Source organism: Staphylococcus sp. TE8 (assembly GCF_000692055.1).
In the GTDB taxonomy this organism is placed as follows: Bacteria; Bacillota; Bacilli; order Staphylococcales; family Staphylococcaceae; genus Staphylococcus; species Staphylococcus capitis.
In genome coordinates this window covers 1,006,364-1,032,288 of sequence record NZ_JMGB01000001.1, presented here as the reverse complement: position 1 = coordinate 1,032,288, position 25,925 = coordinate 1,006,364, and the positions used below count along the sequence as shown (strand labels likewise).

Below are 25,925 nucleotides of genomic sequence, written 5' to 3'. Positions count from 1 at the left end.
AAAGGTGAATTTATAAAATGGGTATTATTAAAAATTTATTTATGCCAAATGCATACGTACAATCTGTATTCGATATAGATATAGAAAAATTAGCGAGTATGGGAGTTAAAGGAATCATTACAGACCTAGATAACACCCTTGTTGGTTGGGACGTTAAAGAGCCTACCGAGAGAATTAAAGAGTGGTTCTCTAAAGCGCGTGAGCTTGGTATTACAATTACAATTGTGTCGAACAATAATGAAGAACGTGTATCTAGTTTTTCTAAAGATTTAGAAGTAGATTTTATATTCAAAGCACGTAAACCAATGGGTAAAGCTTTTATAAAAGCTATTAAACAAATGAATATACAAGCTAAAGAAACTGTTGTTATTGGAGATCAAATGCTTACAGATGTTTTCGGTGGTAATCGCAATGGACTATATACTATTATGGTCGTTCCAGTTAAAAGAACTGATGGCTTTGTGACTAAATTTAATCGTCTAATTGAAAGACGCTTATTAAATCACTTTAGAAAAAAAGGTTATATCAAATGGGAGGAATAGTGTTTGAGTGAATTACTAAAATGTATTGGTTGTGGCGCTCCACTACAATCAGAAGATAAAAATGCTCCAGGCTATGTACCTGAACATAATATGTTCCGTGAAGATGTTATATGTCAAAGATGTTTTAGATTAAAAAATTATAATGAAGTTCAAGATGTTGGGATGGACAGTGAGGATTTCTTAAATTTATTAACTGGTCTTTCTAATAAATCTGGTATTGTAGTTAATGTTGTGGATGTTTTTGACTTTGAGGGATCATTTATTAATGCAATTAAACGTATTGTAGGTAATAAAAAAATCATTTTAGTTGCAAACAAACTTGATCTACTACCTAAACAAATCAATCAGCGTCGTGTAAAAGAGTGGTTAAAGAAAACTGCTAGAAAATACGGCTTAGAAGCCGATGATGTTGTACTTATTTCGGCTGATAAAGGTTGGGGCATTAAAGAGTTGATGCAGTCAATTAATCAAGTAAGAAATAATGAGGACGTTTATGTCGTAGGTACGACTAATGTAGGGAAATCTACTTTAATTAATAAATTAATTGAAATTAGTGTTGGTGAAAAAGATGTAGTAACTACTTCAAGATTTCCAGGTACTACTTTGGACATGATTGATATTCCGCTTGATGAAACTACGTTGATGTATGATACACCTGGTATTATACAAGAGCATCAAATGACAAACTATGTCTCTGATAAAGAATTAAAAACCATTATGCCTAAAAAGGAAATAAAACAACGCGTATATCAACTAAATGAAGAACAAACATTATTTTTTGGTGGTTTAGCTAGAATTGATTATTTATCTGGAGGTAAAAGATCATTAGTATGTTTCTTCTCCAATGATTTAAATATCCATAGAACAAAAACTGAAAAAGCTAATGAATTATGGAAAAATCAATTGGGTTCACTTTTAACACCACCACATGACGCAAGTCAATTTGATTTAAATGACGTAAAAGCTGTTAGATTAGAAACTGGTAAAGCTAAACGTGATGTTATGATATCAGGCTTAGGATTTATCACAATTGACGAAGGTGCAAAAGTGATCGTGCGTGTACCCAAAAATGTAGACGTCATTTTAAGAAATTCTATTTTATAAAAGGGAGTGGTTGAGAATGAAATTTGCAGTAATTGGCCATCCGATTTCTCATTCTTTATCACCTATAATGCATAGTGCTAACTTTTCAAATTTAAGTTTAAATTACACCTATGAACCACTAGACATTCCTATTGACGAATTCCACTTACTTAGAGACATCATTACTGAAAAGAAACTTAGTGGATTTAATGTCACTATCCCTCATAAAGAGCGTATAATACCTTACCTAGACGAGGTAGATGAGCAATCTAAAACAGTTGGTGCGGTAAATACTGTTTTAATTAGAGATGGTAAGTGGATAGGCTATAATACAGATGGTATAGGTTATGTAACTGGCTTAAAACAAATTTATGATGATTTAAAGAATGCTTATATACTCATTTTAGGTGCTGGTGGTGCAAGTAAAGGAATTGCTAACGAATTAACTAAATTTGTTGAACCTAAATTAACAATTGCTAATCGTACAATGTCAAGATTTGAAGATTGGAATTTAGATATTAATGCTATTTCTCTAAATGACGCTGAGAAGTATTTGGATGAATTTGATATCGTTATTAATACAACACCTGCTGGAATGGATAAAAATAATGATAGTGTGATAAATCTAAGAAATTTATCTCCTCATACGTTAGTAAGTGATATAGTGTACATTCCTTATAAGACTCCAATCTTATTAGAAGCTGAAAGTAAAGGTAACCCCATTTATAATGGTTTAGATATGTTTGTGTATCAAGGTGCTGAAAGCTTTAAAATTTGGACAGGAGAACAACCTAATATTCAAATCATGAAAAATACTGTATTAGATAAATTAAAAGGAGATTTATAATGTTAACTGGAAAACAAAAGAGATACTTACGTAGTTTAGCTCATAATACTGATCCAACTTTCCAAATAGGTAAAGGTGGAATTAACGAAAATATGATTTCTCAAATTGATGAAACCTTAGAGAATAGAGAACTCATTAAAATACATGTTTTACAAAATAATTTTGATGATAAAAATGAATTAGCTAATGAACTTAGTCATGCAACTAAAAGTGAATTAGTACAAGTAATCGGGTCAATGATTGTACTTTATAAAGAATCTCAAGAAAATAAAGACATCGTTTTACCCTAATGTCTAAAAAGATTGTATTATACGGCGGTCAATTTAACCCGATTCATACCGCTCATATGGTGGTAGCTAGCGAGGTGTTCCATGAATTACAACCTGATGAATTTTATTTCTTACCTAGTTACATGGCTCCGTTGAAAGAACATCAAGATTTCCTAGATGCTTCTTATCGTATGAAGATGATTGAATTTGTCATAGAGGAATTAGGTTTTGGAAAAATTTGTACTAGTGAATTAGATAGAAAAGGACAAAGCTATACTTTTGACACGTTGTCTGAAATAAAGCGTAACAATCCTAAAGATGAATTTTATTTTGTAATAGGAACTGATCAATATGAGCAACTTGATAAGTGGTTTAAAATTGACGAATTAAAAAAGTTGATCACCTTCGTTATAGTTAATCGTGAGTCAGATTATCAAAGTGTCGAAACTGGTATGATATCGGTTAAAATACCTCGTATTGATATTAGTTCAACAATGATTCGAGACCGTGTTAAAAATCATAAATCTATACAAGCACTCGTCCCTAATAAAGTGGAGGACTATATTGAGGAGGAAGGACTTTATGGAAATTAGTGAAGCTAAAAAGCTAGTGAAAGAAAAATTGCCCGAGAAGCGTTATAATCACTCGCTTAGAGTTGCTGAGACAGCTGTAAAATTAGCAGAAATATATGATGGAGATAAAGATAAAGCAGAATTAGCTGGTGTTTTACATGACTATTGTAAGTATGATGATTTAAGTTCAATGTACCAAATTGTTAGACAATGTGAATTAGAGAGTGACTTACTTAGTTATGGAAGTGAAATCTTACATGGACCTGTTTGCGCTGCAATCATGGAACATGATTATCACATTGAAGATGAAGAGGTTTTACTAGCTATAAAATATCATACAACTGGGCGTCAGCAAATGACTAAAACAGAAAAGCTTATTTTTATTGCTGATTATATTGAACCTGGTAGAAAAACCCCAGGAGTTGAAGAAATTAGAGATATGGCATACAATCAAGGTAGCTTAGATAAAACAATTTATGAAATTTCTAAGCGAACAGTTTTATTTTTAATCGGTAAAGACATTACGGTATATGGCGCTACGATTGCATGCTTGAATTATTATAATTATAGTGACGAAAGAATAAAGGATGATTAAATGAGTTCAGAAGAATTATTAAATATTGCTGTCGAAGCGACAGAAAACAAAAAAGCAGAAGATGTAATTTCTCTTAATATGCAAGGTATCAGCGATATGACTGATTACTTTGTTGTGTGTCATGGTAACAATGAGCGACAAGTACAATCCATTGCAAGAGCTGTTAAAGAAGCTGTTCATGAGCAAGGTATTGATGTTAAACGTATGGAAGGTTATAACGACGCAAGATGGGTATTAATTGATTTAGCTAATGTTGTGGTTCATATTTTCCATAAGGATGAGCGAAATTATTATAATATCGAGAAATTATATCAAGATGCTCCATATGAGTCATATGGTCAGGTTGCTTATTAAAATATGAGTCAATACGAAGATTTGAGTTTGGTCTATGACCAGCTTACTCAAGATCAACCATATGATGCTTGGTTCAATATAGTTCAAACCTTTTCAAAGAGAGAATCTAATGACATTCTAGATTTAGGTTGCGGTACAGGAAATTTAACACATATGTTGGTTCCATTAGGCAATGTTATCGGAATGGATTTAAGTGTTGATATGTTAACTATCGCTAATCAAAAATCTAATGAAGTTAGATGGTTAGAAGGAGATATGACAAGTTTTAAGTTGAACCAAAAATTCAATATCATTACAATATTTTGTGATTCACTGAATTATTTATCTTCAAGTAAAGAAGTTAAAGAAACCTTTAATAAAGTTTACCAGCATTTAACTGATGATGGAGTATTTCTATTTGATGTGCATACTGTACATAAGATGAATACTTTATTTAATAATCAAAGTTATATTGATGAAACCGAAAATGTCTTCTTAGGTTGGGAAGCAATTCAAGGTAATGAACCATTAAGTGTTTATCATGAAATGACTTTTTTCATTCAAAATAATAATGGAAGTTATCGACGCTTTGACGAATCCCATTATCAACGCACATATGAAGAAGATGTTTATAAACGGTTACTCAATGAGGCTGGCTTTAAAGAAGTTAAAACTTTCACCGATTTTGATTTTAATCAAAAAGAAGAAGATGCTGATCGATTATTTTTCGTTGTAAAAAAATAGATTATGAAATAAATAGAAGTAAAATCACTCGTTCATACGTTATTAAGTGTGAAGGGGTGATTTTTTTGTTTAACAAAGGTAATAAGTATATTGAATTTATTATTAAATGGAAAATTTATTTAATTATAGGTCTAGTAGTTTTAGCAATGGTAGTTTTAAGTCTATTTAATCATTATGAAGACAATAGCAAAGAGGATGAATTTAACAAAGAGATTAATAGCAAGCAGGTTAATTCTAAGAGATATAGTTCAACTAACAAAGATAATAATGAAAAAGAAAGACAATCTCAAAGAGGAAACAACAATGAAAAAATTTTTATAGATATTAAAGGCGCAGTAGAACATCCAAATGTTTATCAGATGACAAACACTGAAAGAGTCATAGATGCAATTAATAAAGCTAAACCTTATAAGGATGCAGACTTATCACAAATAAACTTATCTGAAAGGTTAATAGATCAAAAGCTAATTTATGTTCCCAAAAAGGGAGAACACAGTCAATATAATACGGTAAATAATATTTCAAATAATAATATCAATCAAAACGAGGGAAATAAACAAATTAATTTGAATAATGCCACTGAAACGGATTTAAAAAGCATTCCAGGCGTCGGGCCTTCTAAAGCAAGAGAAATAATTAATTATAGAGAGCAAAATGGAGGGTTCAAGAATATAGAAGATTTGAAAAAAATTAAAGGATTTGGCGAAAAAACATTTGAGAAACTTAAAGAACATCTTGTTGTTTAACTGGTCAATGATTGCATTTATAATTATAAATGATTAAGCTATAAATGTTGATTGTTATTCAAGATAAGGAGGCACCTTTACATGGAACGAATTAAATGGGAAGAATATTTTATGGCTCAAAGTCATTTACTTGCTTTGAGATCAACATGTCAGAGACTATCTGTAGGAGCTACTATTGTTAAAGATAATCGAATTATAGCAGGAGGCTACAATGGTTCAGTTGCCGGTGAAGTTCACTGCATAGATGAAGGTTGCCTAATAGAAGATGGACATTGTATCAGAACAATTCATGCAGAAATGAATGCATTACTTCAGTGTGCTAAACAAGGCGTTTCAACAGAGGGAGCGACAATATATGTTACACATTTCCCTTGTTTAAATTGTACTAAATCTATTATTCAAGCAGGGATTAAAACAATTTATTATGCTGAAGATTACCACAATCATAATTATGCGATTAAGTTACTAAATCAATCTGGTATTGAATATAAAAAAATTCCATTTACACCGGAATATGTAGCTCAATATTTAACACAGTGGTAATCAATGATATACATAGCACTATCATTTTTAGTAGGGATACTTTGGATGAATTTCAAAGTTATCTCTATCTCTTTATTTTTCCTTTTAATCTTATTAATCTTCATCAAAAAACTTAAACTTCCAATAATCTTACTTATTGTTGTGTGTCCTTTCTTTTCAAATTATATTACACAAACATATAACCAACGTGTTGACCATGAACAACGCATACTAATGTATAATCCCAAAGTTAATGATTACGTAAAATTTAAAACACTTAAAGTTCAAAATAATTTTATTACTGGAATATTAGTTTATAAAGGTAAAAATTATAATTTCTTTTATAATAACAATAATAAGACAAACATTACCTCCCTCAAACATCACACTTGTAGTATAAATGGGGAATTCAAGTTTGATAAAGTTCCTCCATCAATTACACTGAATGAAATCCACACTAATTCATGTACTTATAATGATAGGTTTAAATTCATTTATTTCCATCAAGACTATATAATCGATAAGATTCAACATTCAGGTGTAAAATATCCAAATCGAATTTTAGCACTGATTACAGGTAATCCATTATTAATCAATGCTGATTATAGAGATAAAGTGAAGGATATAGGTATATATCATTTACTAGCAGTGAGTGGGACTCATGTAGCAGCAATTATACTTCTCATTCATCAACTTTTAGTGAGATTTAACACGCCACTTGTCATTATTAAAACAATGATTATTAATGTTTTAGTACTATACGCTGTTTATACTGACTTTGTTCCTAGCGCAGTAAGAGCAATTTCAATCGCAATATTAGTTTTAATCCTTCCTAAAAGATTCAGAAAATCTTCTATTGATTTGCTTTCTATCATATTTATTATGATGTTTATAAGCAATCCAGGTTATGTTTATAATATAGGTTTTCAATTTTCTTTCTTAATTTGCTTTTTTATTTTACTATCACAACCTTATTTAAAAAAATTAACTTCATTTCAAAGCATATTAGCCATTACATGTATAGCTCAATATAGTTCTATTATTATAAGTACATATCATTTTAATCAATTTCAATGGATTGGTTTCCTCTCGAATTTAGTTTTTGTGCCTTTCTACAGTTTCATACTTTTTCCTTCAATAATTTGCTTTTTTATTATGACTCACATTGTATCAAATTTTGAAATTCTAAATGTTTACATGAATAAAATTTATGAAATACATGATTTATTACTCCACTTCTTTTTGAAATTTAATAATTATAAGTGGTTTATACCTTCTTTAAGCGAAATTTATCTACTAATATTGTTAATAAATATATTGATTGCTTATTATTTATTAGTGTACAAAAAGATTTTTAAATCCCTAATATACTTTTTAATTACCTTAATAATAATATCTACATTGAGTAAACCTTCAAACGCAGAGTTAACAATTTTTGATGTAGGCCAGGGGGATAGCATACTTTTCAAAAGTAATACAAATAAAACTGTATTAATAGATACTGGAGGGAAAGGAGAAGAAAACTTTGAATTTAAACATCATAATATTGCTAAATACAAAATTCTCCCAAGTTTGAAGCGAAGAGGTATTACTACGATTGATTATTTAATTATTACTCATCCACATGCGGATCATATGGGGGAACTTCCTTATATCATAGACCATGTTAAAATTAAAAATTTAATATTAAACAGTGATGGTTTTCCTAAGCATTTATTAAATCAAGTTCACAACGAATGCAAGAAAAAAAGGATAAATATAATTGAAGCTAAAAATATACCTCAAATAAAGATTGATGATACTGAATTAGAAATTTACGATACATTTATATCCTCAAGTTCCGATAAAAATGAGTATTCAATCATTACATTAATAAAATATAACAATAGAAATATTTTACTCATGGGTGATGCCACTAAAAACAATGAGGATATTTTATTGAAGAAATATCATTTGCCTACAATAGATATTTTAAAAGTAGGACATCATGGTAGTCGAACAAGTAGCTCTGAAGAATTTATTAAGAAAATTCAACCAAGGTTAAGTTTGATTTCAAGTGGAAAACATAATAAATATAAATTACCTAATGACGAAGTTATTGAACGTTTAAAGAGATATGGAAGCTTAGTGTATGACACGCAACAAAACGGTGAAATGACGATTAATTTAGATAAACACCATTTAAATGTGATGAATGTTAAAGATCATCTAAAAACTATCGCTAGAGAAGTCACTCAATAAAATGATATAATTTAAAAGTATGAGATATAGAGGAAGGATGCACTTATGAGCGACAATATCGTAACTATCTATGGCGAAGTACCTGAGCTTGTCGAGAAGAAAAGTTCAGAAATAGTTAATAATTATCTCGGGCAAGAAAAAGATGATTTTAACTACGTTAAATTTAATATGTATGAAAATGATCTAACGCCCATCATTGAAGAAACATTAACTATGCCTTTTTTTTCTGATAAAAAAGCAATTGTAGTAAAAAATGCATACATATTTACAGGTGAAAAAGGTGCAAAGGAACTCAATCATAATCCAGAGCAGTTAATGGAATTTATAGAAAAATATGACGGGGATAATCTGATTCTTTTTGAGGTTTATCAAAATAAGTTAGATGAACGTAAAAAATTAACAAAATCACTTAAAAAAAATGCGCAACTCAAAAAAGTTGAACAAATGTCTGAAGAAGAAATAAAAAAATGGATTCAAAATAAATTACACGAAAATTATAAAGATATTAAACAAGATGCTTTAAATCTATTTATTGAACTAACAGGTATTAATTTCAACATTGTTTCACAGGAGCTTTCGAAACTTATGCTGTATATAGGAGATAGACCTACAGTTAATAAAGATGATGTTAATCAAATTATAAATAGAAGCTTAGAGCAAAACGTTTTTCTTTTAACTGAATATATTCAAAAAGGAAAAAAGGATAAGGCTATACAATTATTGAATGACTTAATTACTATGAAAGAGGAACCTATAAAACTTTTAGCTTTAATAACTAGTAATTATAGATTATATTATCAATCTAAGATTTTAGAACAAAAAGGGTACAGTGGCCAGCAGATTGCGAAGACAGTTAGTGCGCATCCGTATAGAGTGAAACTTGCTCTAAACCAAGCACGATACTATCAATTAAATGATTTATTAAACATTATTGATTCATGTGCAGAAACCGATTATAAATTAAAATCTTCTTATATGGACAAACAGTTAATTTTAGAATTATTAATTTTATCTTTATAGATTAATGATTAAACAAAAAAGATCAAGCACTATGCTTGATCTTTTTTAATAAACTGAATTATTTGTTAGCTGTCATAAGTTGAGATTTAATACGATCAGCTTTGTTTGAGTGAATTAAGTTGCTTTGAGCAGCTTTATCAACTTGTTTAATTGCAAAACTTAATAATTCATTTTTGTTTTCAGCATCAGTAGAGATTGCTGTTTTAGCGCGTTTAACTGCTGTACGCATTGCATTCTTTTTAGAGATATTACGTGCTTCAGCTGTTTCAGTTGTTCTAACACGTTTAACTGCAGATTTAATGTTTGGCATTTCTGTCACCTCCTAAAAGTGAGCTTAACTTATCAAAATTTATTTGATTACAACAAGAAATATTTTATCAAATGTCTTACCTTTGTGCAATCATTTATTTATGCGTAATAATAATCATGTTTAGTAACTTTAACTATTGGAAAGTGTGTTTTAACTCTATATAATTAAAATTGTTAGGGTAAATAAGAATTGATAGAAAATGAAAACTTAACCTCTTTGATAGAGTGTTTGCAATTACCCTTTAAAAACGTTATCATATCAAAGATGTATACATATATCGGGTTAATATTATGAAAGTGAGAAGGATAAGATGGATAAGCAAGAACGCTATAATAGAAGAGAAAATATCAGAAATTTCTCTATCATTGCACACATAGATCATGGGAAATCAACGTTAGCGGATAGAATCCTTGAAAATACAAAATCAGTTGAAACACGTGAAATGCAAGATCAACTACTTGATTCCATGGACCTTGAAAGAGAACGCGGTATTACTATAAAGTTAAATGCTGTTCGTTTGAAATATGATGCTAAAGATGGTCAAACATATACTTTCCATCTTATAGATACACCAGGACATGTAGACTTTACATATGAAGTGTCGCGTTCATTAGCTGCATGTGAAGGCGCAATTTTAGTTGTAGATGCCGCTCAAGGTATTGAAGCTCAAACTTTAGCAAATGTATATTTAGCTCTTGATAATGACTTAGAGTTATTACCAGTTGTTAACAAAATTGATTTACCTGCAGCTGAACCTGAAAGAGTTAAACAAGAATTAGAGGATGTTATTGGTTTAGACCAAGATGATGTAGTACTTGCTAGTGCCAAATCAAATATCGGTATAGAAGAAATTTTAGAAAAAATAGTAGAAGTTGTACCAGCTCCTGATGGAGATCCTGATGCACCTTTAAAAGCTCTAATATTTGATTCAGAGTATGATCCTTATAGAGGCGTTATCTCATCTATTAGAATCATTGATGGTGTAGTTAAAGCCGGGGATAAGATTAAAATGATGGCTACAGGTAAAGAATTTGAAGTGACAGAAGTAGGCATTAATACACCTAAACAACTTCCTGTTGAAGAATTAACAGTAGGAGACGTAGGATATATCATTGCAAGTATTAAAAATGTAGATGATTCACGTGTAGGTGATACTATCACATTAGCTAATCGTCCTGCAGATAAGCCACTCAAAGGTTATAAAAAAATGAATCCAATGGTTTATTGTGGTCTATTCCCAATAGACAATAAAGATTACAATGATTTACGTGAAGCGTTAGAAAAATTACAACTCAATGATGCTTCACTCGATTTTGAGCCTGAGTCTTCACAAGCATTAGGGTTCGGATATAGAACTGGTTTCTTAGGCATGTTGCATATGGAAATTATTCAAGAAAGAATTGAGAGAGAGTTCGGTATTGAATTAATTGCAACGGCTCCTTCAGTTATATACGAATGTATTTTAAAGGATGGAACTGAAGTTACTGTTGACAATCCAGCTCAGATGCCAGAAAGAGACAAAATAGAACATATTTATGAACCATTTGTAAGAGCTACAATGATGGTACCTAATGATTATGTTGGTGCAGTGATGGAACTATGCCAACGTAAGCGAGGTCAATTTGTAAATATGGATTATTTAGATGATATAAGAGTAAACATTGTTTATGAAATTCCATTATCTGAAGTTGTGTTTGACTTCTTTGACCAACTTAAGTCTAATACTAAAGGTTATGCTTCATTTGATTATGAATTCATTGAAAATAAAGAAAGTAATCTAGTTAAAATGGATATCTTACTTAATGGAGATAAAGTGGATGCCTTAAGTTTCATCGTCCATAGAGACTTTGCATATGAAAGAGGTAAAGCACTTGTTGAAAAATTAAAAACACTTATACCTAGACAACAGTTCGAAGTACCTGTTCAAGCAGCTATAGGTCAAAAAATTATAGCCCGTACAAATATTAAATCTATGGGTAAAAATGTTTTATCTAAATGTTATGGTGGCGATATTAGTCGTAAACGTAAGCTTTTAGAAAAACAAAAAGCTGGTAAAGCAAAAATGAAAGCTGTAGGAAATGTTGAAATTCCTCAAGATGCTTTCCTAGCCGTGCTTAAAATGGAAGATGAATAGTTTATAATAATTTAAATAACATTGAAGCGGGATGTTGAAATCGTTGTATAAAGAAATTGATTTCACTTCCGCTCTTTTTACGTTAGTGAATGGGGGGGATTTTTTGACAGTTAAAAGTGCTTATATACATATACCTTTTTGTGTAAGAATCTGTACTTATTGTGATTTTAATAAGTATTTTATAGATAAGCAGCCAGTAGATGAATATTTAGATGCGCTCATTAAAGAAATGCAAGTTGTAAATAATAGAAAGCTTGAGACAATGTATGTTGGCGGAGGGACACCCACTGCATTGAATATTGTACAACTTGAAAAACTACTAAAAGCTATTAATACCACGTTTACTATTCATGGAGAATATTCATTTGAAGCTAATCCCGATGAATTAACTTATGAGAAAGTAGCACTTTTAAAAAAATATGGTGTTAATAGAATTTCGATGGGAGTACAAACGTTTAAGCCGGAGTTGTTAGAAATTCTTGGACGAACTCATAAAACTAATGATATCTATAGCGCTGTAAACAACGCTCGCAAGGCAGGTATTAATTCAATTAGCCTTGATTTAATGTATCATTTACCACAGCAATCATTAGAAGATTTTAAACAAAGTTTAGAATTAGCTTTAGAAATGGATATTGATCATATTTCGAGCTATGGTCTTATTCTTGAACCAAAAACTCAATTTTACAACATGTATAGAAAAGGACATTTAAAGCTTCCTAATGAGGATTTAGGGGCAGATATGTACCAATATTTGATGAAACGATTAGAGGATTCTAATTTAAATCAGTATGAGATTTCTAATTTCGGGAAAAAAGGTCACGAATCAACTCATAACAAAGTCTATTGGCTTAATGAAGAATATTATGGTTTTGGTGCAGGAGCAAGTGGTTATGTGGATGGTGTAAGATATACCAATCTCAATCCAGTTAATCATTATATTAAAGCTATTTATAACAATGAGGAACCTATACTTACAAAGAACACCCCAACTTTTGAAGAGAGAATGGAAGAGGAGATGTTTCTTGGCTTAAGAATGAACCAAGGTGTTAGCATATCAAGATTTAAGAGAAAATTTGGTATAAATATTGAAGAAGTATTTGGTCAAACAATTACGGATTTAATAAGTCGAAATTTATTAGAAAATAAATGCGGTTATATATCATTAACTGAACGTGGTAAAGTCATTGGGAATGAGGTTTTCGAGGCTTTTTTACTCAACGTATAAAAAATTTGATATTTTAATGCTTTAACATTGACTTACTTTGACCTTTTTGATAAATTATAATTAGCACTTGAGAGAAAAGAGTGCTAATGAGGTGAAAACATGATTACAGAAAGACAATTAAGCATTCTTAATGCAATTGTTGAAGATTATGTTGATTTTGGACAACCGATTGGTTCTAAAACATTAATTCACCGACATAATTTAGAGGTAAGCCCAGCAACTATTAGAAATGAAATGAAACAGCTTGAAGATATGAACTTCATTGAGAAGACGCATACTTCATCTGGCAGGACTCCCTCAGAATTAGGTTTTAGATACTATGTCAATCGTTTATTAGAACAAACATCTCATCAAAATCAAAACAAAATTCAACGTTTAAATCAATTATTGATTGAGAATCACTATGATATTTCTACAGCATTGACATACTTTGCTAATGAACTATCTATGAAATCTCAATATGCAACGTTGGTTGTACGTCCAAATCACAATCAAGATATTATTAATAATATTCATTTGATTCAAGCCAATAGTCATTTGGTTATATTAGTTATGGTCTTTTCATCCGGACATGTCGAAAATATTCATGTTGTAACTCAAATACAACTTAATCATCTCAATCTAAACAGAATAGCTAACTTTTTAACTGTCCATTTCAATAAACATAACCAAGATATTCAACACGAGATTAAAAGTTTTGTTAATTCTAGTGATGAACAAGAGTTAGTAAATGAGATGATTGAATTAATTAATATTCATATTAATAATCAAAGTAATAGCATTTACATGGGTGGAAAGGTTAAACTTATTGATGCGTTAAACGAAACTAACGTATCATCGATTCAACCTATATTGCAGTACATTGAATCAAATAGAATAACTGAACTTTTAGATGATATTTCTACTTCTCAAATCAATGTTCGAATAGGAAAGGAAATTGATGAGAGCTTAAGTGATATCTCCATAGTTACTAGTCAGTATCATGTTGATGAATCACTTAAAGGACAAATTGCGGTCATAGGACCAACTGCGATGCATTATCAAAATGTAATTCAATTACTTAACCAAATATGGTAGTAATTAGAATTGTATTGGAGGTCAGAAAATGACAGAAAAAGATCAATCAGTGAATAATACTGAGGAAGAAGTTAATTCAGAAGAGAATGTAGAAACTCAAAATGTTGATAATTCTCAAGACTCAGTTGAAAATACTGACAATAGTGAAGTAAATGAAGATCATTTGCAAGAAGATTCTCAGGAAGAAGTTCAAACTGAGGATGTAGATCCTAAAGATGAGAAAATTCAAGAATTAGAAAAGCTAGCAAATGATAATGAAGAGAAATATTTAAGATTGTACGCTGAATTTGAAAATTATAAGCGTCGAATTCAAAATGAAAATCAAATTAACAAAACTTATCAAGCTCAAGGTGTTTTAACTGACATCCTTCCGTCAATAGATAATATTGAACGTGCATTACAAATTGAAGGTGATGATGAATCATTTAAATCACTACAAAAAGGTGTCCAAATGGTTCATGAAAGTTTACTTAGAGCTTTAAAAGATAATGGTCTTGAAGAAATTGAAGCTGAAGGTCAAGAATTTGACCCTAATCTTCATCAAGCGGTGGTTCAAGATGATAATCCTGATTTTAAATCGGGGGAAATCACTCAAGAACTTCAAAAAGGTTACAAACTAAAAGATCGCGTCTTGAGACCATCAATGGTAAAAGTAAATCAATAAACTGATTGAAAAAACATTGTATAAAATTACAAAATGACATTGGAGGAATTTTATTATGAGTAAAGTAATCGGAATCGACTTAGGTACAACAAACTCTTGCGTTGCCGTATTAGAAGGTGACGAACCAAAAGTAATTCAAAATCCAGAAGGCGCACGCACTACTCCTTCAGTAGTTGCTTTTAAAAATGGTGAAACTCAAGTAGGTGAAGTTGCTAAACGTCAAGCAATCACTAACCCTAATACAGTTCAATCAATTAAACGTCATATGGGTACAGACTACAAAGTAGATATCGAAGATAAATCATACACTCCACAAGAGATTTCAGCTATGATTTTACAAAACTTAAAAAGTACTGCTGAAAGTTATTTAGGAGATACAGTTGATAAAGCAGTTATCACTGTTCCAGCTTACTTCAATGATGCTGAACGTCAAGCTACTAAAGATGCTGGTAAAATCGCTGGACTAGAAGTTGAACGTATTATCAACGAACCTACTGCAGCTGCTTTAGCTTACGGTTTAGACAAAACTGAACAAGATCAAAAAGTTCTTGTATTTGACTTAGGTGGCGGTACTTTCGACGTGTCAATCCTTGAATTAGGTGACGGAGTATTTGAAGTATTATCTACTGCAGGTGACAATAAACTTGGTGGTGACGATTTCGACCAAGTAATTATTGATTACTTAGTTTCAGAATTTAAAAAAGAAAATGGCGTAGATTTATCTCAAGATAAAATGGCACTACAAAGATTAAAAGACGCTGCTGAAAAAGCTAAAAAAGACTTATCAGGTGTATCTCAAACTCAAATTTCACTTCCATTTATTTCAGCTGGAGAAAGTGGTCCATTACATTTAGAAATTAGCTTAACTCGTTCTAAATTTGAAGAATTAGCAGATTCATTAATTAGAAAAACAATGGAACCAACTCGTCAAGCACTAAAAGATGCTGGCTTATCAACTTCTGATATTGATGAAGTTATCCTTGTTGGTGGTTCTACTCGTATTCCAGCAGTACAAGAAGCTGTTAAAAAAGAAGTAGGTAAAGACCCTCATAAAGGTGTGAACCCTGATGAAGTAGTAGCTATGGGTGCTGCAATCCAAGGTGGTGTCATCACTGGTGATGTTAAAGACGTAGTATTACTAGACGTAACACCATTATCACTAGGTATTGAAATCATGGGTGGACGCATGAACACATTAATTGAACGTAACACTACTATTCCAACATCTAAATCACAAGTTTATTCAACAGCAGCTGATAACCAACCAGCAGTTGATATTCACGTGTTACAAGGTGAACGTCCAATGGCTTCAGATAACAAAACTCTTGGTCGTTTCCAATTAACTGATATTCCACCTGCTCCACGTGGTGTACCTCAAATCGAAGTAACATTTGATATTGATAAAAATGGTATCGTTAATGTAACTGCTAAAGATTTAGGAACTAACAAAGAACAAAATATCACTATTCAATCAAGCTCAGCATTATCTGATGAAGAAATTGATCGCATGGTTAAAGATGCCGAAGAAAACGCTGAAGCAGATAAAAAACGTCGCGAAGAAGTGGACTTACGTAACGAAGCTGATAGCTTAGTATTCCAAGTTGAAAAAACTATCACTGATTTAGGCGACAATATTAGTGAAGATGATAAGAAAAATGCTGAAGAGAAAAAAGATGCGCTTAAATCTGCACTTGAAGGCGAAGATATGGAAGACATCAAATCTAAAAAAGAAGAACTTGAAAAAGTTGTTCAAGATTTATCAGCTAAAGTATACGAACAAGCTCAACAAGCACAGCAACAAGCTCAAGGAGAACAAGGTTCTCAAGACAGCACTGTAGAAGATGCGGACTTTAAAGAAGTAAAAGATGACGAAGATAAAAAATAATTCTAGGTTGAGTTAGTATATAAGTTTAATTTATGACTAAGCCAAAAAAGTCAAAGTCAATTGAACATTGGCTTTGGCTTTTTATTTGGATAGTAAGAATTAATCAGATAAACTAATCTTGTTAAACGTATAAAAGGAGAGATAGTTGTGGCCAAAAGAGACTATTATGAAGTCTTAGGCGTAAGTAAAAGCGCTTCTAAGGACGAAATTAAAAAAGCTTATCGTAAATTATCAAAAAAATATCATCCAGACATTAATAAAGAAGAAGGCGCAGACGAAAAATTCAAAGAAATCTCCGAAGCTTATGAAGTTTTAAGTGATGATAATAAACGTGCAAATTATGACCAGTTTGGACATGAAGGCCCACAAGGAGGATTCGGTAGTCAAGGTTTCGGTGGCGGAGACTTTGGCGGATTTAGCGGAGGTGGATTTGAAGACATTTTCAGTTCATTCTTCGGTGGTGGTTCAAGACAACGTGATCCTAATGCGCCACGTAAAGGTGATGATTTACAATATACTATGACTGTTACCTTTGAAGAAGCTGTTTTTGGTACTAAAAAAGAAATTTCTATTAGAAAAGATGTAACATGTCATACGTGCGATGGTGAAGGCGCGAAACCCGGAACAAGTAAAAAAACTTGTAGCTATTGTAATGGAGCTGGTCATGTTTCCGTCGAACAAAATACTATTTTAGGTAGAGTCAGAACTGAACAAGTTTGTCCTAAATGTGAAGGTAGTGGTCAAGAATTTGAAGAGCCATGTCCTACTTGTCACGATAAAGGAACTGAAAATAAAACTGTTAAATTAGAAGTTACAGTTCCAGAAGGTGTAGATACTGAACAACAAATTCGTTTAGCTGGTGAAGGTTCACCAGGTGTAAACGGTGGTCCTCACGGTGATTTATATGTAGTGTTTAGAGTTCAACCTTCCGATACATTTGAACGTGATGGAGATGACATTTACTACAATTTAAATGTGAGCTTCCCTCAAGCTGCCTTAGGCGATGAAATCAAAATACCAACTTTAAATAGTAATGTAGTGCTAACAATACCTGCAGGTACACAAACAGGAAAGCAATTCCGTCTTAAAGATAAAGGTATTAAGAACGTTCACGGTTATGGTTATGGAGATTTATTCGTTAATATTAAAGTAGTTACTCCAACTAAAATGAACGATAGACAAAAAGAAATTATGAAAGAATTTGCTGAAATTAATGGCGAAGACGTGAGTGAACAACCTTCTAATTTTAAAGATAGAGCAAAAAGATTCTTCAAAGGAGAATAGAGAATGAATTGGACGGAACTCTCAATTGTAGTTAATCACGATGTTGAATTTGAAGTAACTGATATACTTGAAGATCATGGTTCTAATGGTGTAGTCATTGAAGATTCAAGAGACTTAGAAACACCACCATCAGATAAATTTGGTGAGATTTATGAATTAAACCCTGAGGATTATCCTAGTAGTGGTGTTCGTTTAAAAGCTTATTTTAATGAACTTACATTCAATGATGAACTCAGAAAGAGTATTAAGAATAATATTTTAAATGTATCAAATTTAGATAAAGAAGTACTTACATTTTCAGAAAAGGAAATTGCGGAGAAGGATTGGGCGAATGAATGGAAAAATTATTTCCATCCCTTTAAAGCTTCTAATCGATTTACCATAGTTCCAAGTTGGGAAACTTACACAAAAGAAAACAGTGATGAGTTATGTATTGAACTCGATCCTGGTATGGCTTTCGGTACAGGGGACCACCCAACTACTAGTATGTGTTTAAAAGCTATTGAAGAATATGTTCAACCAACTGATTCTATTATTGATGTTGGAACAGGTTCAGGTATATTAAGTATTGCAAGTCATCTCGTTGGTGTTAAAAGAATTAAAGCATTAGACATTGATGAAATGGCAGTAAATGTTGCTAAGGAGAACTTCAAAAAGAATCGTTGTGAAGACGCAATTGAAGCTGTTCCCGGTAATTTATTAAAAGAAGAAAAAGAGAAATATAATATCGTTATTGCAAATATTCTTGCTCACATTATTGAAGAAATGATAGAAGATGCTTATAATACATTATTTGAAGAAGGATATTTTATTACTTCAGGTATTATAGAAGAAAAATATGAAGAGATAGAATCTCATATGAAGCGTGTTGGTTTTAATATCATTTCTGTAGAACATGACAACGGTTGGGTCTGCATCGTTGGTCAGAAAGTGAGTGATTAATTTGCAAAGATATTTTATTAATCAAAGCGCTGATAAACTTCAGCGCTTTTTTATTGAAAATAAAGAAGATATTCATCATATAAAAAATGTCATGCGTTATAGTGAAGGTGATTCAGTTATCGTTACATTTCTAGATCAAACCGTGTACAAGTGTCAAATAAATGCTTTAAACGATAATTATGTTGAACTAGAGTTAAAAGATAAACAAAACATTGATACAGAATTACCACAACATATCACTATTTGTAGCGGATTGATTAAGGCTGATAAGTATGAATGGATGATTCAAAAAGCAACTGAAATGGGCGCTAATGAATTTATTGCAGTTGGTATGGACCGTTCAGTAGTTAAATTAAATGAATCTAAAGTTGCTAAAAAGTTAGAAAGATGGCAAAAAATTATTAAAGAAGCTGCAGAACAAAGTTATCGTTTAACAATTCCTAATATTTATTTTAAGTCGAATTTACAGGAAATTTATGATATTATAAGTCATTATGACTATGTTCTTATAGCATATGAAGAACAGGCTAAACATGGTGATTTAAGTCATTTTAAACAAATTATAAAGCAATTTAAAACACAAGATCGTGTTTTAATGATATTTGGACCTGAAGGCGGTTTATCTGATAAAGAAGTGTCTTTATTCAATGAAAATAGTACTTTAGTAGGCTTAGGTCCACGTATTTTACGGGCAGAAACTGCACCTCTATATGCTTTAAGTGCAGTGAGTTTTGAAAAAGAATTATTGGGGTGAAGACGATGTCAACAGTTGCATTTCATACATTAGGTTGTAAAGTCAATCACTATGAAACCGAAGCAATATGGCAATTATTTAAAGAAGCAGATTACGATAGAGTAGATTTTGAAACAAATGCAGATGTATTTGTTATCAATACTTGTACTGTTACGAATACTGGAGATAAAAAAAGTAGACAAATTATTAGACGTGCGATCAGACAAAATCCTGAAGCAGTTGTATGTGTTACAGGTTGTTATGCTCAAACATCATCAGCTGAAATTATGGAAATTCCTGGCGTGGATGTAGTTGTCGGTACTCAAGACCGTCATAAATTATTAGATTATATTGATCAATTCCAAGAAGAGAGACAACCAATTAACGGTGTTGGTAATATAATGAAGAATCGTACATATGAGGAGCTAGAAGTTCCTTACTTTACCGATAGAACTAGAGCCTCTTTAAAAATCCAAGAAGGATGCAACAATTTTTGTACGTTTTGTATTATACCTTGGGCACGCGGCTTGATGAGATCACGTGATCCTGAGAAAGTTGTAGAACAAGCTTCACAATTAGTAAACTCTGGCTATAAAGAGATTGTTTTAACTGGTATTCATACTGGTGGTTATGGTCAAGATTTAAAAAATTATAATCTAGCGCAATTGTTAAGAGATTTAGATGAAATTGAAGGCTTAGAGCGTATCCGAATCTCATCTATCGAAGCGAGCCAATTAACCGATGAAGTAATAGAGGTTATTGGCAATTCAAACAAAGTAGTAAGACATTTACATGTTCCGTTACAATCTGGTTCAGATTCAGTTTTAAAACGTATGAGACGTAAATATTCTATGGAACATTTCTCTGAGAGATTAACAGAATTACACAAAGCATTGCCTGACTTAGCTGTAACAAGTGATGTAATAGTAGGATTCCCTGGAGAAACTGAAGAAGAATTTCAAGAAACGTACGATTTTATTGTTAAACATCAATTCTCTGAATTACATGTGTTCCCATATTCACCAAGAATTGGTACACCAGCAGCTCGAATGGATGATCAAATCGATGAATCAGTTAAGAATGAACGTGTGCATAAATTGATTGCTTTAAGTGACCAACTTGCTAAAGAGTATGCCTCTAAATTTGAAAATGAAGTGCTTGAAGTAATACCTGAAGAAAAAGGCGAAGAACCGAATACATTGGTAGGTTATGCAGATAACTATATGAAAGTTCAATTTGAAGGTGATGAATCACTAATTGGACAAATTGTTAAAGTAAAAATTCTTAAAGCTGACTATCCTCTAAATGATGGTAAAGCCATTAGAGTAGTTGAGCATGCTACGAATAAATCTGAAGAAGAAGTACTTGTCTAAATATTTAAAAAATGTAAATTTTACTAATTGACCACCTATTTGAGTTATATTATACTAATAGTTGCATAGTTTTTACTATGTGATGACTATAAAGTTCCGTTGATATTTGGAGGGAGGGAAATACAGATGTCTAAAACAGTAGTACGTAAAAACGAATCACTAGAAGATGCTTTACGTAGATTTAAACGTTCAGTATCAAAAAGTGGAACAATTCAAGAAGTACGTAAACGTGAATTTTACGAAAAACCAAGCGTTAAACGTAAAAAGAAATCAGAAGCTGCACGTAAACGTAAATTCAAATAATTAATAGCTCTGTTGACTCCCTCAACACGAATGTTAATTATATATAATAGATACCCTAGTTATTAGAACTAGGGTATTTTTTTATACTATGCTAACTACTTTAATTATTCTCGTAAAATTATTTAAACGTATTGCTCAATTAATTAAATCTTTTTCATTTTTCAGATAAATAAATAAATATTATTAAAATTAATAAAATTAAATTGTTAAGCTACAAATTACCAATTTATATATTAGTGAAATACTATATAATGGGTGCGTTTTCATGTATAATTAATGTGAGGGCGAGGTGAAATAGTGAATTACTCCTATCTAATACATACGTTGCTTTTTACAAGATTCACTAGTGAAAATAGTTGGGCTGATAATCTATCAAGTTTTATTACGCAACCTTTTATTTCACTAATTCTTACGTGTATAATCTTCCTAGGCTTTTTGTATCAATTATATTCAAAACGCATTAACTTGATTGGAATTATTGCTTCACTAGCATTATTACTTTTATTTTTAGGATTCCTTATCAATGGAGATGTAAATGTTTTATCAGTATTATTGTTTACTATTGGTGTCATACTAGTTATTATAGAACTGTTTATCATTGGTGCCGTGATAGGTATTATTGGTATGCTACTCATAACTCTCAGTATCATCATGCTAGGAAATAATATTATACTCATGCTCGGTAATGTAATAGTTGCGTTAATTTTATCAATAATTGAATGGGTGATATTAGTGAAAATTTTCAACAAGAAAATACCATTTTTTGATAAAGTGATCTTAAAAGATTCAACAAATTCAGAGGCTGGTTATCGTTCACATGACGACCGCTCTCACCTTGTAGGTAAAACTGCTCAAACAATCACTGACCTTAGACCTGCTGGGATTATTACTTGTGACGATGAAAGAATAGATGCAGTTTCAGACGGCACATTTATTTTAAGAAATAGACAAGTAAAAATTCTTGAGGTTGAAGGTACGCGTGTAGTTGTGAGAGAAATAGAATAAAATTAAGGAGCGATTTAATGTTTGGTATTGGTTTTATAATCATTGCTGTAATTATTGTAGTAGCTTTACTCATACTATTTTCTTTTGTACCTATAGGATTATGGATTTCTGCTATAGCAGCAGGCGTTCACGTAGGTATTGGTACCCTTGTAGGTATGCGTTTAAGAAGAGTTTCACCAAGAAAGGTCATTGCACCTTTAATTAAAGCACATAAAGCAGGTTTAAAATTAACAACAAATCAATTGGAGTCACACTACCTAGCTGGTGGTAATGTTGATAGAGTTGTTGATGCAAATATCGCAGCACAACGTGCAGATATTGATTTACCATTTGAACGAGGAGCGGCAATTGATTTAGCTGGTCGTGATGTACTCGAAGCAGTTCAAATGTCAGTTAACCCTAAAGTTATTGAAACACCATTTATTGCTGGTGTAGCGATGAACGGTATTGAAGTTAAAGCAAAAGCTCGTATTACTGTTCGCGCAAATATAGCAAGATTAGTCGGTGGTGCTGGAGAGGAAACAATTATTGCCCGTGTAGGCGAAGGTATTGTCTCTACAATTGGTTCAAGTGAGCATCACACTGAGGTTCTAGAAAATCCAGACAATATTTCTAAAACTGTGTTAAGTAAAGGTTTAGATTCAGGTACTGCTTTTGAAATTTTATCTATTGATATTGCAGATGTAGATATTAGCAAAAATATCGGTGCTGATTTACAAACTGAGCAAGCTCTTGCAGATAAAAATATTGCTCAAGCGAAAGCTGAAGAGCGCCGTGCTATGGCAGTAGCTTCTGAACAGGAAATGAAAGCTCGAGTACAAGAAATGAGAGCGAAAGTAGTTGAAGCTGAATCAGAAGTACCATTAGCAATGGCTGAAGCTCTTAGATCAGGTAATATTGGAGTTAAAGATTATTATAATCTTAAAAATATTGAAGCAGATACTGGCATGAGAAATGCTATTAACAAACGTACTGATCAGAATGATGACGAATCACCAGAACAATAAATAATGAGGTGATTAAATGAATATCGGTATTATCATATTTATAATATCTGTTATTGTAACCGGTATTAGCGCGCTACGTGATAAAAGTCATGAAAGCAGACAAAATCAAAAGCCACCTCAAAATACGCAAAGTGATAATCAACCTAAAAAAGGTGGTTTCTTTGAAGAATTAGAAAAAACATTTAAAGAAATTAACGATGAATTAAATGATGAACCCGAGAAAAAGCAACGAAGAGAATTTGAAGAGACGCTTCCACCTTTAAGTAAAAACCTTGAAGATGAAGATGCTAACTCTCAAACAGAAAATAAATCGTCTAAAGAAACTCATAAACAACCGGAAGTCAAAAATCATCCTAAACCTGACCCAACACCATATAACCAGGATAATCCTAGACCTCAACCTGTTACTTCAACTTCACGAGATGAAAGTGCAGAAAAATTAAGAAAAGAACTCGAGTCCAATTTGACTCAGGATTTAAAAAATGTTCGCAACGAAATTGATAAAGAAAAAGAAAAACAACTCGAATTGATTGAGAAAAAAGCAAGAGACATTATTGAGGATAAGTATTTATCAGAGAGAACTAAACGTTATCGCTTAAAACAATTACTTAATTCTCAAAACATTGAACGTAATATGTCTCATTCTGCTTTTCAATTTGATAAAGATGAAGTAATAAATGGTCTGATTTGGTCAGAAGTTTTAAGTAAGCCAAAGCAACTTTAAATTTCTTAATTAAAAATTAAAGAATTAGCTATTGTATTAACGTTAGAGGGTAAAACTATGTATTCATGCTTAAATATTGAATACTGTTTTACTCTCTTTTTAGTTTGTCTAATTAGTATGAGTTTAGTAAAATTTTAGTAAGAAATAATATATATATTCAGTAGTATTTGTTCAATAATTTTGAAGCAAAGCATAATCACATCATTAAGATGAATAAGAATGATATAATGTGTTTGGATATTGTTTTTATTAAAAATAACAAATTAGTCTAAAATTTTTAGCTAATAAAACTTATTATTGTAACTTGTAAAGGAGCGCGTTTATGCCAGGAATAATTCAAATTGACGACATTAATCAATCACAAGCTTTAATGGGAAATAATGATGAGCATTTAAAAACTATTGAAGATAATTTTGATGTCGTGATACATGCTAGAGGTCAAGAAATAGCTGTTAAAGGCGAAAAATTAGAGCATGTTGAAAAAGCAGAATTAGTTCTCACCAATTTACTTAAAGTTATAGAATTAGGTAATACAATTACACTTAAAGACGTAGAGGCTGCTATTAAAATGGCAGACAATGATACAATTCAACATTTACTTGATTTGTATGATGAAGAGATTACTAAAGATGCATTTGGTAAAACGATTCGTGCTAAAACAATGGGACAACGTATGTATATCAATGCTATGAAGAGAAATGACTTAGTATTTGGAATAGGTCCTGCTGGTACAGGTAAAACTTTTTTAGCAGTTGTATATGCAGCTAAACAATTACGTAAAGGTTCAGTTAAACGTATCGTATTGACTAGGCCAGCCGTTGAAGCAGGAGAATCTTTAGGTTTCTTACCAGGTGACCTAAAAGAAAAAGTAGATCCATATTTACGTCCTCTATATGATGGCTTAAATACAGTTTTAGGTAGAGAGCAAACTGAAAGATTCATCGAGAGGGGTATTATTGAGATTGCGCCACTTGCTTATATGAGAGGTAGAACATTAGATGATGCGTTTGTTATTTTAGATGAAGCTCAAAATACAACGCACGCACAAATGAAAATGTTCCTAACTCGTTTAGGTTTTGGTTCAAAAATGGTAGTTACAGGTGACCAAACTCAAATTGACCTACCAAAAGGCGTAAAAAGTGGCTTAAAAGAAGCAATTAAAAAATTATATGGAGTCAATGGAATTAGTATTATGAAATTAGATCAAAGTGACGTTGTAAGACATCCACTTGTAAGTAAAATTATAGATCGTTATGAAGGAGTTGAGTAAATGTTTACAATTGACTTTAGTGACCATACCGATTTAGTAAAGAATGAATGGTATGAACAAATAGATTCATTACTTACCTTTGCTAAAAAACAAGAACATATTGATAGTGAGGCTGAACTTTCAGTAACATTTGTAGATAAAGATGAAATTCAAAATATCAATAAAATGTATAGAGATAAAGATAAAGTCACTGACGTCATCTCATTCGCTTTAGAAGAAGACGAGCCAGAAATCGATATGAATGAACTTGATATACCTCGAGTTTTAGGCGATATTATTATATGTACAGATGTAGCACATGAACAAGCTGAAAATTACGGACATTCTTTTGAACGTGAATTAGGTTTCTTAGCTTTACATGGTTTTTTACATTTATTGGGATATGATCATATGACAGATGAAGATGAAAAAGAAATGTTTGGTCGACAAGATGCAATTCTTAATGCATACGGTTTAACAAGAGAATCATAAT

28 protein-coding genes are annotated in these 25,925 nt (G+C 31.6%); 27 read left to right on the top strand and 1 reads right to left on the bottom strand.

The genetic code is table 11. The annotated features are described in order from the left end of the window. The first annotated feature begins 17 nt into the window (after window positions 1-17). The 12 genes from CM54_RS04880 (at window position 18) to holA (ending at window position 9,514) form a co-directional block, all read left to right on the top strand. The gene (locus CM54_RS04880; protein ID WP_002436733.1) at window positions 18-542 is read left to right on the top strand and encodes a YqeG family HAD IIIA-type phosphatase; all 525 of its coding nucleotides are present in this window, start codon (window positions 18-20) and stop codon (window positions 540-542) included. 3 nt (window positions 543-545) lie between these two features. Beyond that, window positions 546-1,646, top strand: coding sequence for a ribosome biogenesis GTPase YqeH (yqeH, locus tag CM54_RS04875; RefSeq protein WP_037549308.1), 1,101 nt, complete (start codon window positions 546-548; stop codon window positions 1,644-1,646). A gap of 16 nt (window positions 1,647-1,662) precedes the next feature. Then, entirely contained in the window at window positions 1,663-2,472 is an 810-nt protein-coding gene (gene aroE / locus CM54_RS04870) for a shikimate dehydrogenase (protein WP_002436759.1), read from the top strand. Continuing rightward, the gene (gene yhbY / locus CM54_RS04865; RefSeq protein WP_037549305.1) at window positions 2,472-2,762 is read left to right on the top strand and encodes a ribosome assembly RNA-binding protein YhbY; all 291 of its coding nucleotides are present in this window, start codon (window positions 2,472-2,474) and stop codon (window positions 2,760-2,762) included. The genes aroE and yhbY overlap by 1 nt, the downstream gene beginning before the upstream one ends. After that, on the top strand, window positions 2,762-3,334 hold the full coding sequence (locus tag CM54_RS04860) for a nicotinate-nucleotide adenylyltransferase (RefSeq protein ID WP_037549302.1): 573 nt from the start codon (window positions 2,762-2,764) through the stop codon (window positions 3,332-3,334). The genes yhbY and CM54_RS04860 overlap by 1 nt, the downstream gene beginning before the upstream one ends. Beyond that, window positions 3,324-3,908 carry a bis(5'-nucleosyl)-tetraphosphatase (symmetrical) YqeK gene (yqeK, locus tag CM54_RS04855; protein WP_002436723.1) on the top strand — a complete coding sequence of 195 codons (585 nt, stop codon included), beginning with the start codon at window positions 3,324-3,326 and terminating at the stop codon, window positions 3,906-3,908. The genes CM54_RS04860 and yqeK overlap by 11 nt, the downstream gene beginning before the upstream one ends. Beyond that, window positions 3,909-4,262, top strand: coding sequence for a ribosome silencing factor (gene rsfS, locus CM54_RS04850; protein ID WP_002436550.1), 354 nt, complete (start codon window positions 3,909-3,911; stop codon window positions 4,260-4,262). Window positions 4,263-4,265: 3 nt separating this feature from the next. Continuing rightward, window positions 4,266-4,985 carry a class I SAM-dependent DNA methyltransferase gene (locus CM54_RS04845; RefSeq protein WP_037549299.1) on the top strand — a complete coding sequence of 240 codons (720 nt, stop codon included), beginning with the start codon at window positions 4,266-4,268 and terminating at the stop codon, window positions 4,983-4,985. Between the two features lie 65 nt (window positions 4,986-5,050). Continuing rightward, complete coding sequence (locus CM54_RS04840) at window positions 5,051-5,731, top strand: helix-hairpin-helix domain-containing protein (protein WP_037549298.1); 681 nt, start codon at window positions 5,051-5,053, stop codon at window positions 5,729-5,731. A gap of 81 nt (window positions 5,732-5,812) precedes the next feature. Continuing rightward, the gene (locus tag CM54_RS04835; RefSeq protein ID WP_037549297.1) at window positions 5,813-6,274 is read left to right on the top strand and encodes a ComE operon protein 2; all 462 of its coding nucleotides are present in this window, start codon (window positions 5,813-5,815) and stop codon (window positions 6,272-6,274) included. A gap of 3 nt (window positions 6,275-6,277) precedes the next feature. Next, a complete protein-coding gene (locus CM54_RS04830; RefSeq protein ID WP_037549296.1) occupies window positions 6,278-8,494 on the top strand; it encodes a DNA internalization-related competence protein ComEC/Rec2 in 2,217 nt (738 codons plus the stop codon). Window positions 8,495-8,539: 45 nt separating this feature from the next. Then, window positions 8,540-9,514, top strand: coding sequence for a DNA polymerase III subunit delta (gene holA / locus CM54_RS04825; protein WP_037549295.1), 975 nt, complete (start codon window positions 8,540-8,542; stop codon window positions 9,512-9,514). A 58-nt stretch (window positions 9,515-9,572) separates the two neighbouring features. Here holA and rpsT read toward each other — a convergent pair whose 3' ends face one another. Then, window positions 9,573-9,824, bottom strand: coding sequence for a 30S ribosomal protein S20 (gene rpsT / locus CM54_RS04820; protein ID WP_002436569.1), 252 nt, complete (start codon window positions 9,822-9,824; stop codon window positions 9,573-9,575). 310 nt (window positions 9,825-10,134) lie between these two features. Here rpsT and lepA point away from each other — a divergent pair, with 310 nt between their 5' ends. From lepA to ybeY, 15 genes are all read left to right on the top strand, one after another. Further along, entirely contained in the window at window positions 10,135-11,958 is a 1,824-nt protein-coding gene (gene lepA / locus CM54_RS04815) for a translation elongation factor 4 (protein WP_002436542.1), read from the top strand. Window positions 11,959-12,061: 103 nt separating this feature from the next. Continuing rightward, complete coding sequence (gene hemW, locus CM54_RS04810) at window positions 12,062-13,186, top strand: radical SAM family heme chaperone HemW (protein ID WP_037549292.1); 1,125 nt, start codon at window positions 12,062-12,064, stop codon at window positions 13,184-13,186. A 99-nt stretch (window positions 13,187-13,285) separates the two neighbouring features. Beyond that, a complete protein-coding gene (gene hrcA / locus CM54_RS04805; protein WP_037549289.1) occupies window positions 13,286-14,263 on the top strand; it encodes a heat-inducible transcriptional repressor HrcA in 978 nt (325 codons plus the stop codon). A 28-nt stretch (window positions 14,264-14,291) separates the two neighbouring features. Then, window positions 14,292-14,927 carry a nucleotide exchange factor GrpE gene (gene grpE, locus CM54_RS04800; RefSeq protein WP_002453363.1) on the top strand — a complete coding sequence of 212 codons (636 nt, stop codon included), beginning with the start codon at window positions 14,292-14,294 and terminating at the stop codon, window positions 14,925-14,927. 55 nt (window positions 14,928-14,982) lie between these two features. Continuing rightward, on the top strand, window positions 14,983-16,812 hold the full coding sequence (gene dnaK / locus CM54_RS04795; protein WP_002436539.1) for a molecular chaperone DnaK: 1,830 nt from the start codon (window positions 14,983-14,985) through the stop codon (window positions 16,810-16,812). A gap of 147 nt (window positions 16,813-16,959) precedes the next feature. Next, entirely contained in the window at window positions 16,960-18,096 is a 1,137-nt protein-coding gene (gene dnaJ, locus CM54_RS04790; RefSeq protein ID WP_037549285.1) for a molecular chaperone DnaJ, read from the top strand. Window positions 18,097-18,099: 3 nt separating this feature from the next. Further along, a complete protein-coding gene (gene prmA / locus CM54_RS04785; RefSeq protein WP_023350183.1) occupies window positions 18,100-19,038 on the top strand; it encodes a 50S ribosomal protein L11 methyltransferase in 939 nt (312 codons plus the stop codon). A 1-nt stretch (window position 19,039) separates the two neighbouring features. Beyond that, window positions 19,040-19,792 carry a 16S rRNA (uracil(1498)-N(3))-methyltransferase gene (locus CM54_RS04780; RefSeq protein WP_037549282.1) on the top strand — a complete coding sequence of 251 codons (753 nt, stop codon included), beginning with the start codon at window positions 19,040-19,042 and terminating at the stop codon, window positions 19,790-19,792. Between the two features lie 5 nt (window positions 19,793-19,797). Further along, window positions 19,798-21,144, top strand: coding sequence for a tRNA (N(6)-L-threonylcarbamoyladenosine(37)-C(2))-methylthiotransferase MtaB (mtaB, locus tag CM54_RS04775; RefSeq protein ID WP_037549278.1), 1,347 nt, complete (start codon window positions 19,798-19,800; stop codon window positions 21,142-21,144). 126 nt (window positions 21,145-21,270) lie between these two features. Beyond that, on the top strand, window positions 21,271-21,447 hold the full coding sequence (rpsU, locus tag CM54_RS04770; RefSeq protein WP_000048060.1) for a 30S ribosomal protein S21: 177 nt from the start codon (window positions 21,271-21,273) through the stop codon (window positions 21,445-21,447). A 324-nt stretch (window positions 21,448-21,771) separates the two neighbouring features. Then, a complete protein-coding gene (locus tag CM54_RS04765) occupies window positions 21,772-22,452 on the top strand; it encodes an NfeD family protein (RefSeq protein WP_443027712.1) in 681 nt (226 codons plus the stop codon). A 17-nt stretch (window positions 22,453-22,469) separates the two neighbouring features. Further along, on the top strand, window positions 22,470-23,459 hold the full coding sequence (gene floA, locus CM54_RS04760; protein ID WP_002436747.1) for a flotillin-like protein FloA: 990 nt from the start codon (window positions 22,470-22,472) through the stop codon (window positions 23,457-23,459). A 16-nt stretch (window positions 23,460-23,475) separates the two neighbouring features. Continuing rightward, window positions 23,476-24,183 carry a hypothetical protein gene (locus CM54_RS04755; protein ID WP_037549273.1) on the top strand — a complete coding sequence of 236 codons (708 nt, stop codon included), beginning with the start codon at window positions 23,476-23,478 and terminating at the stop codon, window positions 24,181-24,183. A 322-nt stretch (window positions 24,184-24,505) separates the two neighbouring features. Further along, window positions 24,506-25,453 (top strand): PhoH family protein, encoded by a 948-nt coding sequence (locus CM54_RS04750; protein WP_023350187.1) that lies wholly within the window; start codon window positions 24,506-24,508, stop codon window positions 25,451-25,453. Next, on the top strand, window positions 25,454-25,924 hold the full coding sequence (gene ybeY, locus CM54_RS04745; protein ID WP_002436567.1) for an rRNA maturation RNase YbeY: 471 nt from the start codon (window positions 25,454-25,456) through the stop codon (window positions 25,922-25,924). The last annotated feature ends 1 nt before the right edge of the window (window position 25,925 follow it).

What these genes read in the sequence shown, in the direction of transcription:
- ybeY (WP_002436567.1), top strand. Translation starts at nt 25,454, where the DNA reads ATGTTTACAATTGACTTTAGTGACCATACCGATTTAGTAAAGAATGAA.
- CM54_RS04845 (WP_037549299.1), top strand. Translation starts at nt 4,266, where the DNA reads ATGAGTCAATACGAAGATTTGAGTTTGGTCTATGACCAGCTTACTCAA.
- floA (WP_002436747.1), top strand. Translation starts at nt 22,470, where the DNA reads ATGTTTGGTATTGGTTTTATAATCATTGCTGTAATTATTGTAGTAGCT.
- lepA (WP_002436542.1), top strand. Translation starts at nt 10,135, where the DNA reads ATGGATAAGCAAGAACGCTATAATAGAAGAGAAAATATCAGAAATTTC.
- CM54_RS04835 (WP_037549297.1), top strand. Translation starts at nt 5,813, where the DNA reads ATGGAACGAATTAAATGGGAAGAATATTTTATGGCTCAAAGTCATTTA.
- dnaK (WP_002436539.1), top strand. Translation starts at nt 14,983, where the DNA reads ATGAGTAAAGTAATCGGAATCGACTTAGGTACAACAAACTCTTGCGTT.
- rsfS (WP_002436550.1), top strand. Translation starts at nt 3,909, where the DNA reads ATGAGTTCAGAAGAATTATTAAATATTGCTGTCGAAGCGACAGAAAAC.
- hrcA (WP_037549289.1), top strand. Translation starts at nt 13,286, where the DNA reads ATGATTACAGAAAGACAATTAAGCATTCTTAATGCAATTGTTGAAGAT.
- rpsU (WP_000048060.1), top strand. Translation starts at nt 21,271, where the DNA reads ATGTCTAAAACAGTAGTACGTAAAAACGAATCACTAGAAGATGCTTTA.
- yqeK (WP_002436723.1), top strand. Translation starts at nt 3,324, where the DNA reads ATGGAAATTAGTGAAGCTAAAAAGCTAGTGAAAGAAAAATTGCCCGAG.
- holA (WP_037549295.1), top strand. Translation starts at nt 8,540, where the DNA reads ATGAGCGACAATATCGTAACTATCTATGGCGAAGTACCTGAGCTTGTC.
- CM54_RS04755 (WP_037549273.1), top strand. Translation starts at nt 23,476, where the DNA reads ATGAATATCGGTATTATCATATTTATAATATCTGTTATTGTAACCGGT.
- mtaB (WP_037549278.1), top strand. Translation starts at nt 19,798, where the DNA reads ATGTCAACAGTTGCATTTCATACATTAGGTTGTAAAGTCAATCACTAT.
- rpsT (WP_002436569.1), bottom strand. Translation starts at nt 9,824, where the DNA reads ATGCCAAACATTAAATCTGCAGTTAAACGTGTTAGAACAACTGAAACA.
- yhbY (WP_037549305.1), top strand. Translation starts at nt 2,472, where the DNA reads ATGTTAACTGGAAAACAAAAGAGATACTTACGTAGTTTAGCTCATAAT.
- prmA (WP_023350183.1), top strand. Translation starts at nt 18,100, where the DNA reads ATGAATTGGACGGAACTCTCAATTGTAGTTAATCACGATGTTGAATTT.
- aroE (WP_002436759.1), top strand. Translation starts at nt 1,663, where the DNA reads ATGAAATTTGCAGTAATTGGCCATCCGATTTCTCATTCTTTATCACCT.
- grpE (WP_002453363.1), top strand. Translation starts at nt 14,292, where the DNA reads ATGACAGAAAAAGATCAATCAGTGAATAATACTGAGGAAGAAGTTAAT.
- CM54_RS04830 (WP_037549296.1), top strand. Translation starts at nt 6,278, where the DNA reads ATGATATACATAGCACTATCATTTTTAGTAGGGATACTTTGGATGAAT.
- CM54_RS04860 (WP_037549302.1), top strand. Translation starts at nt 2,762, where the DNA reads ATGTCTAAAAAGATTGTATTATACGGCGGTCAATTTAACCCGATTCAT.
- CM54_RS04750 (WP_023350187.1), top strand. Translation starts at nt 24,506, where the DNA reads ATGCCAGGAATAATTCAAATTGACGACATTAATCAATCACAAGCTTTA.
- CM54_RS04880 (WP_002436733.1), top strand. Translation starts at nt 18, where the DNA reads ATGGGTATTATTAAAAATTTATTTATGCCAAATGCATACGTACAATCT.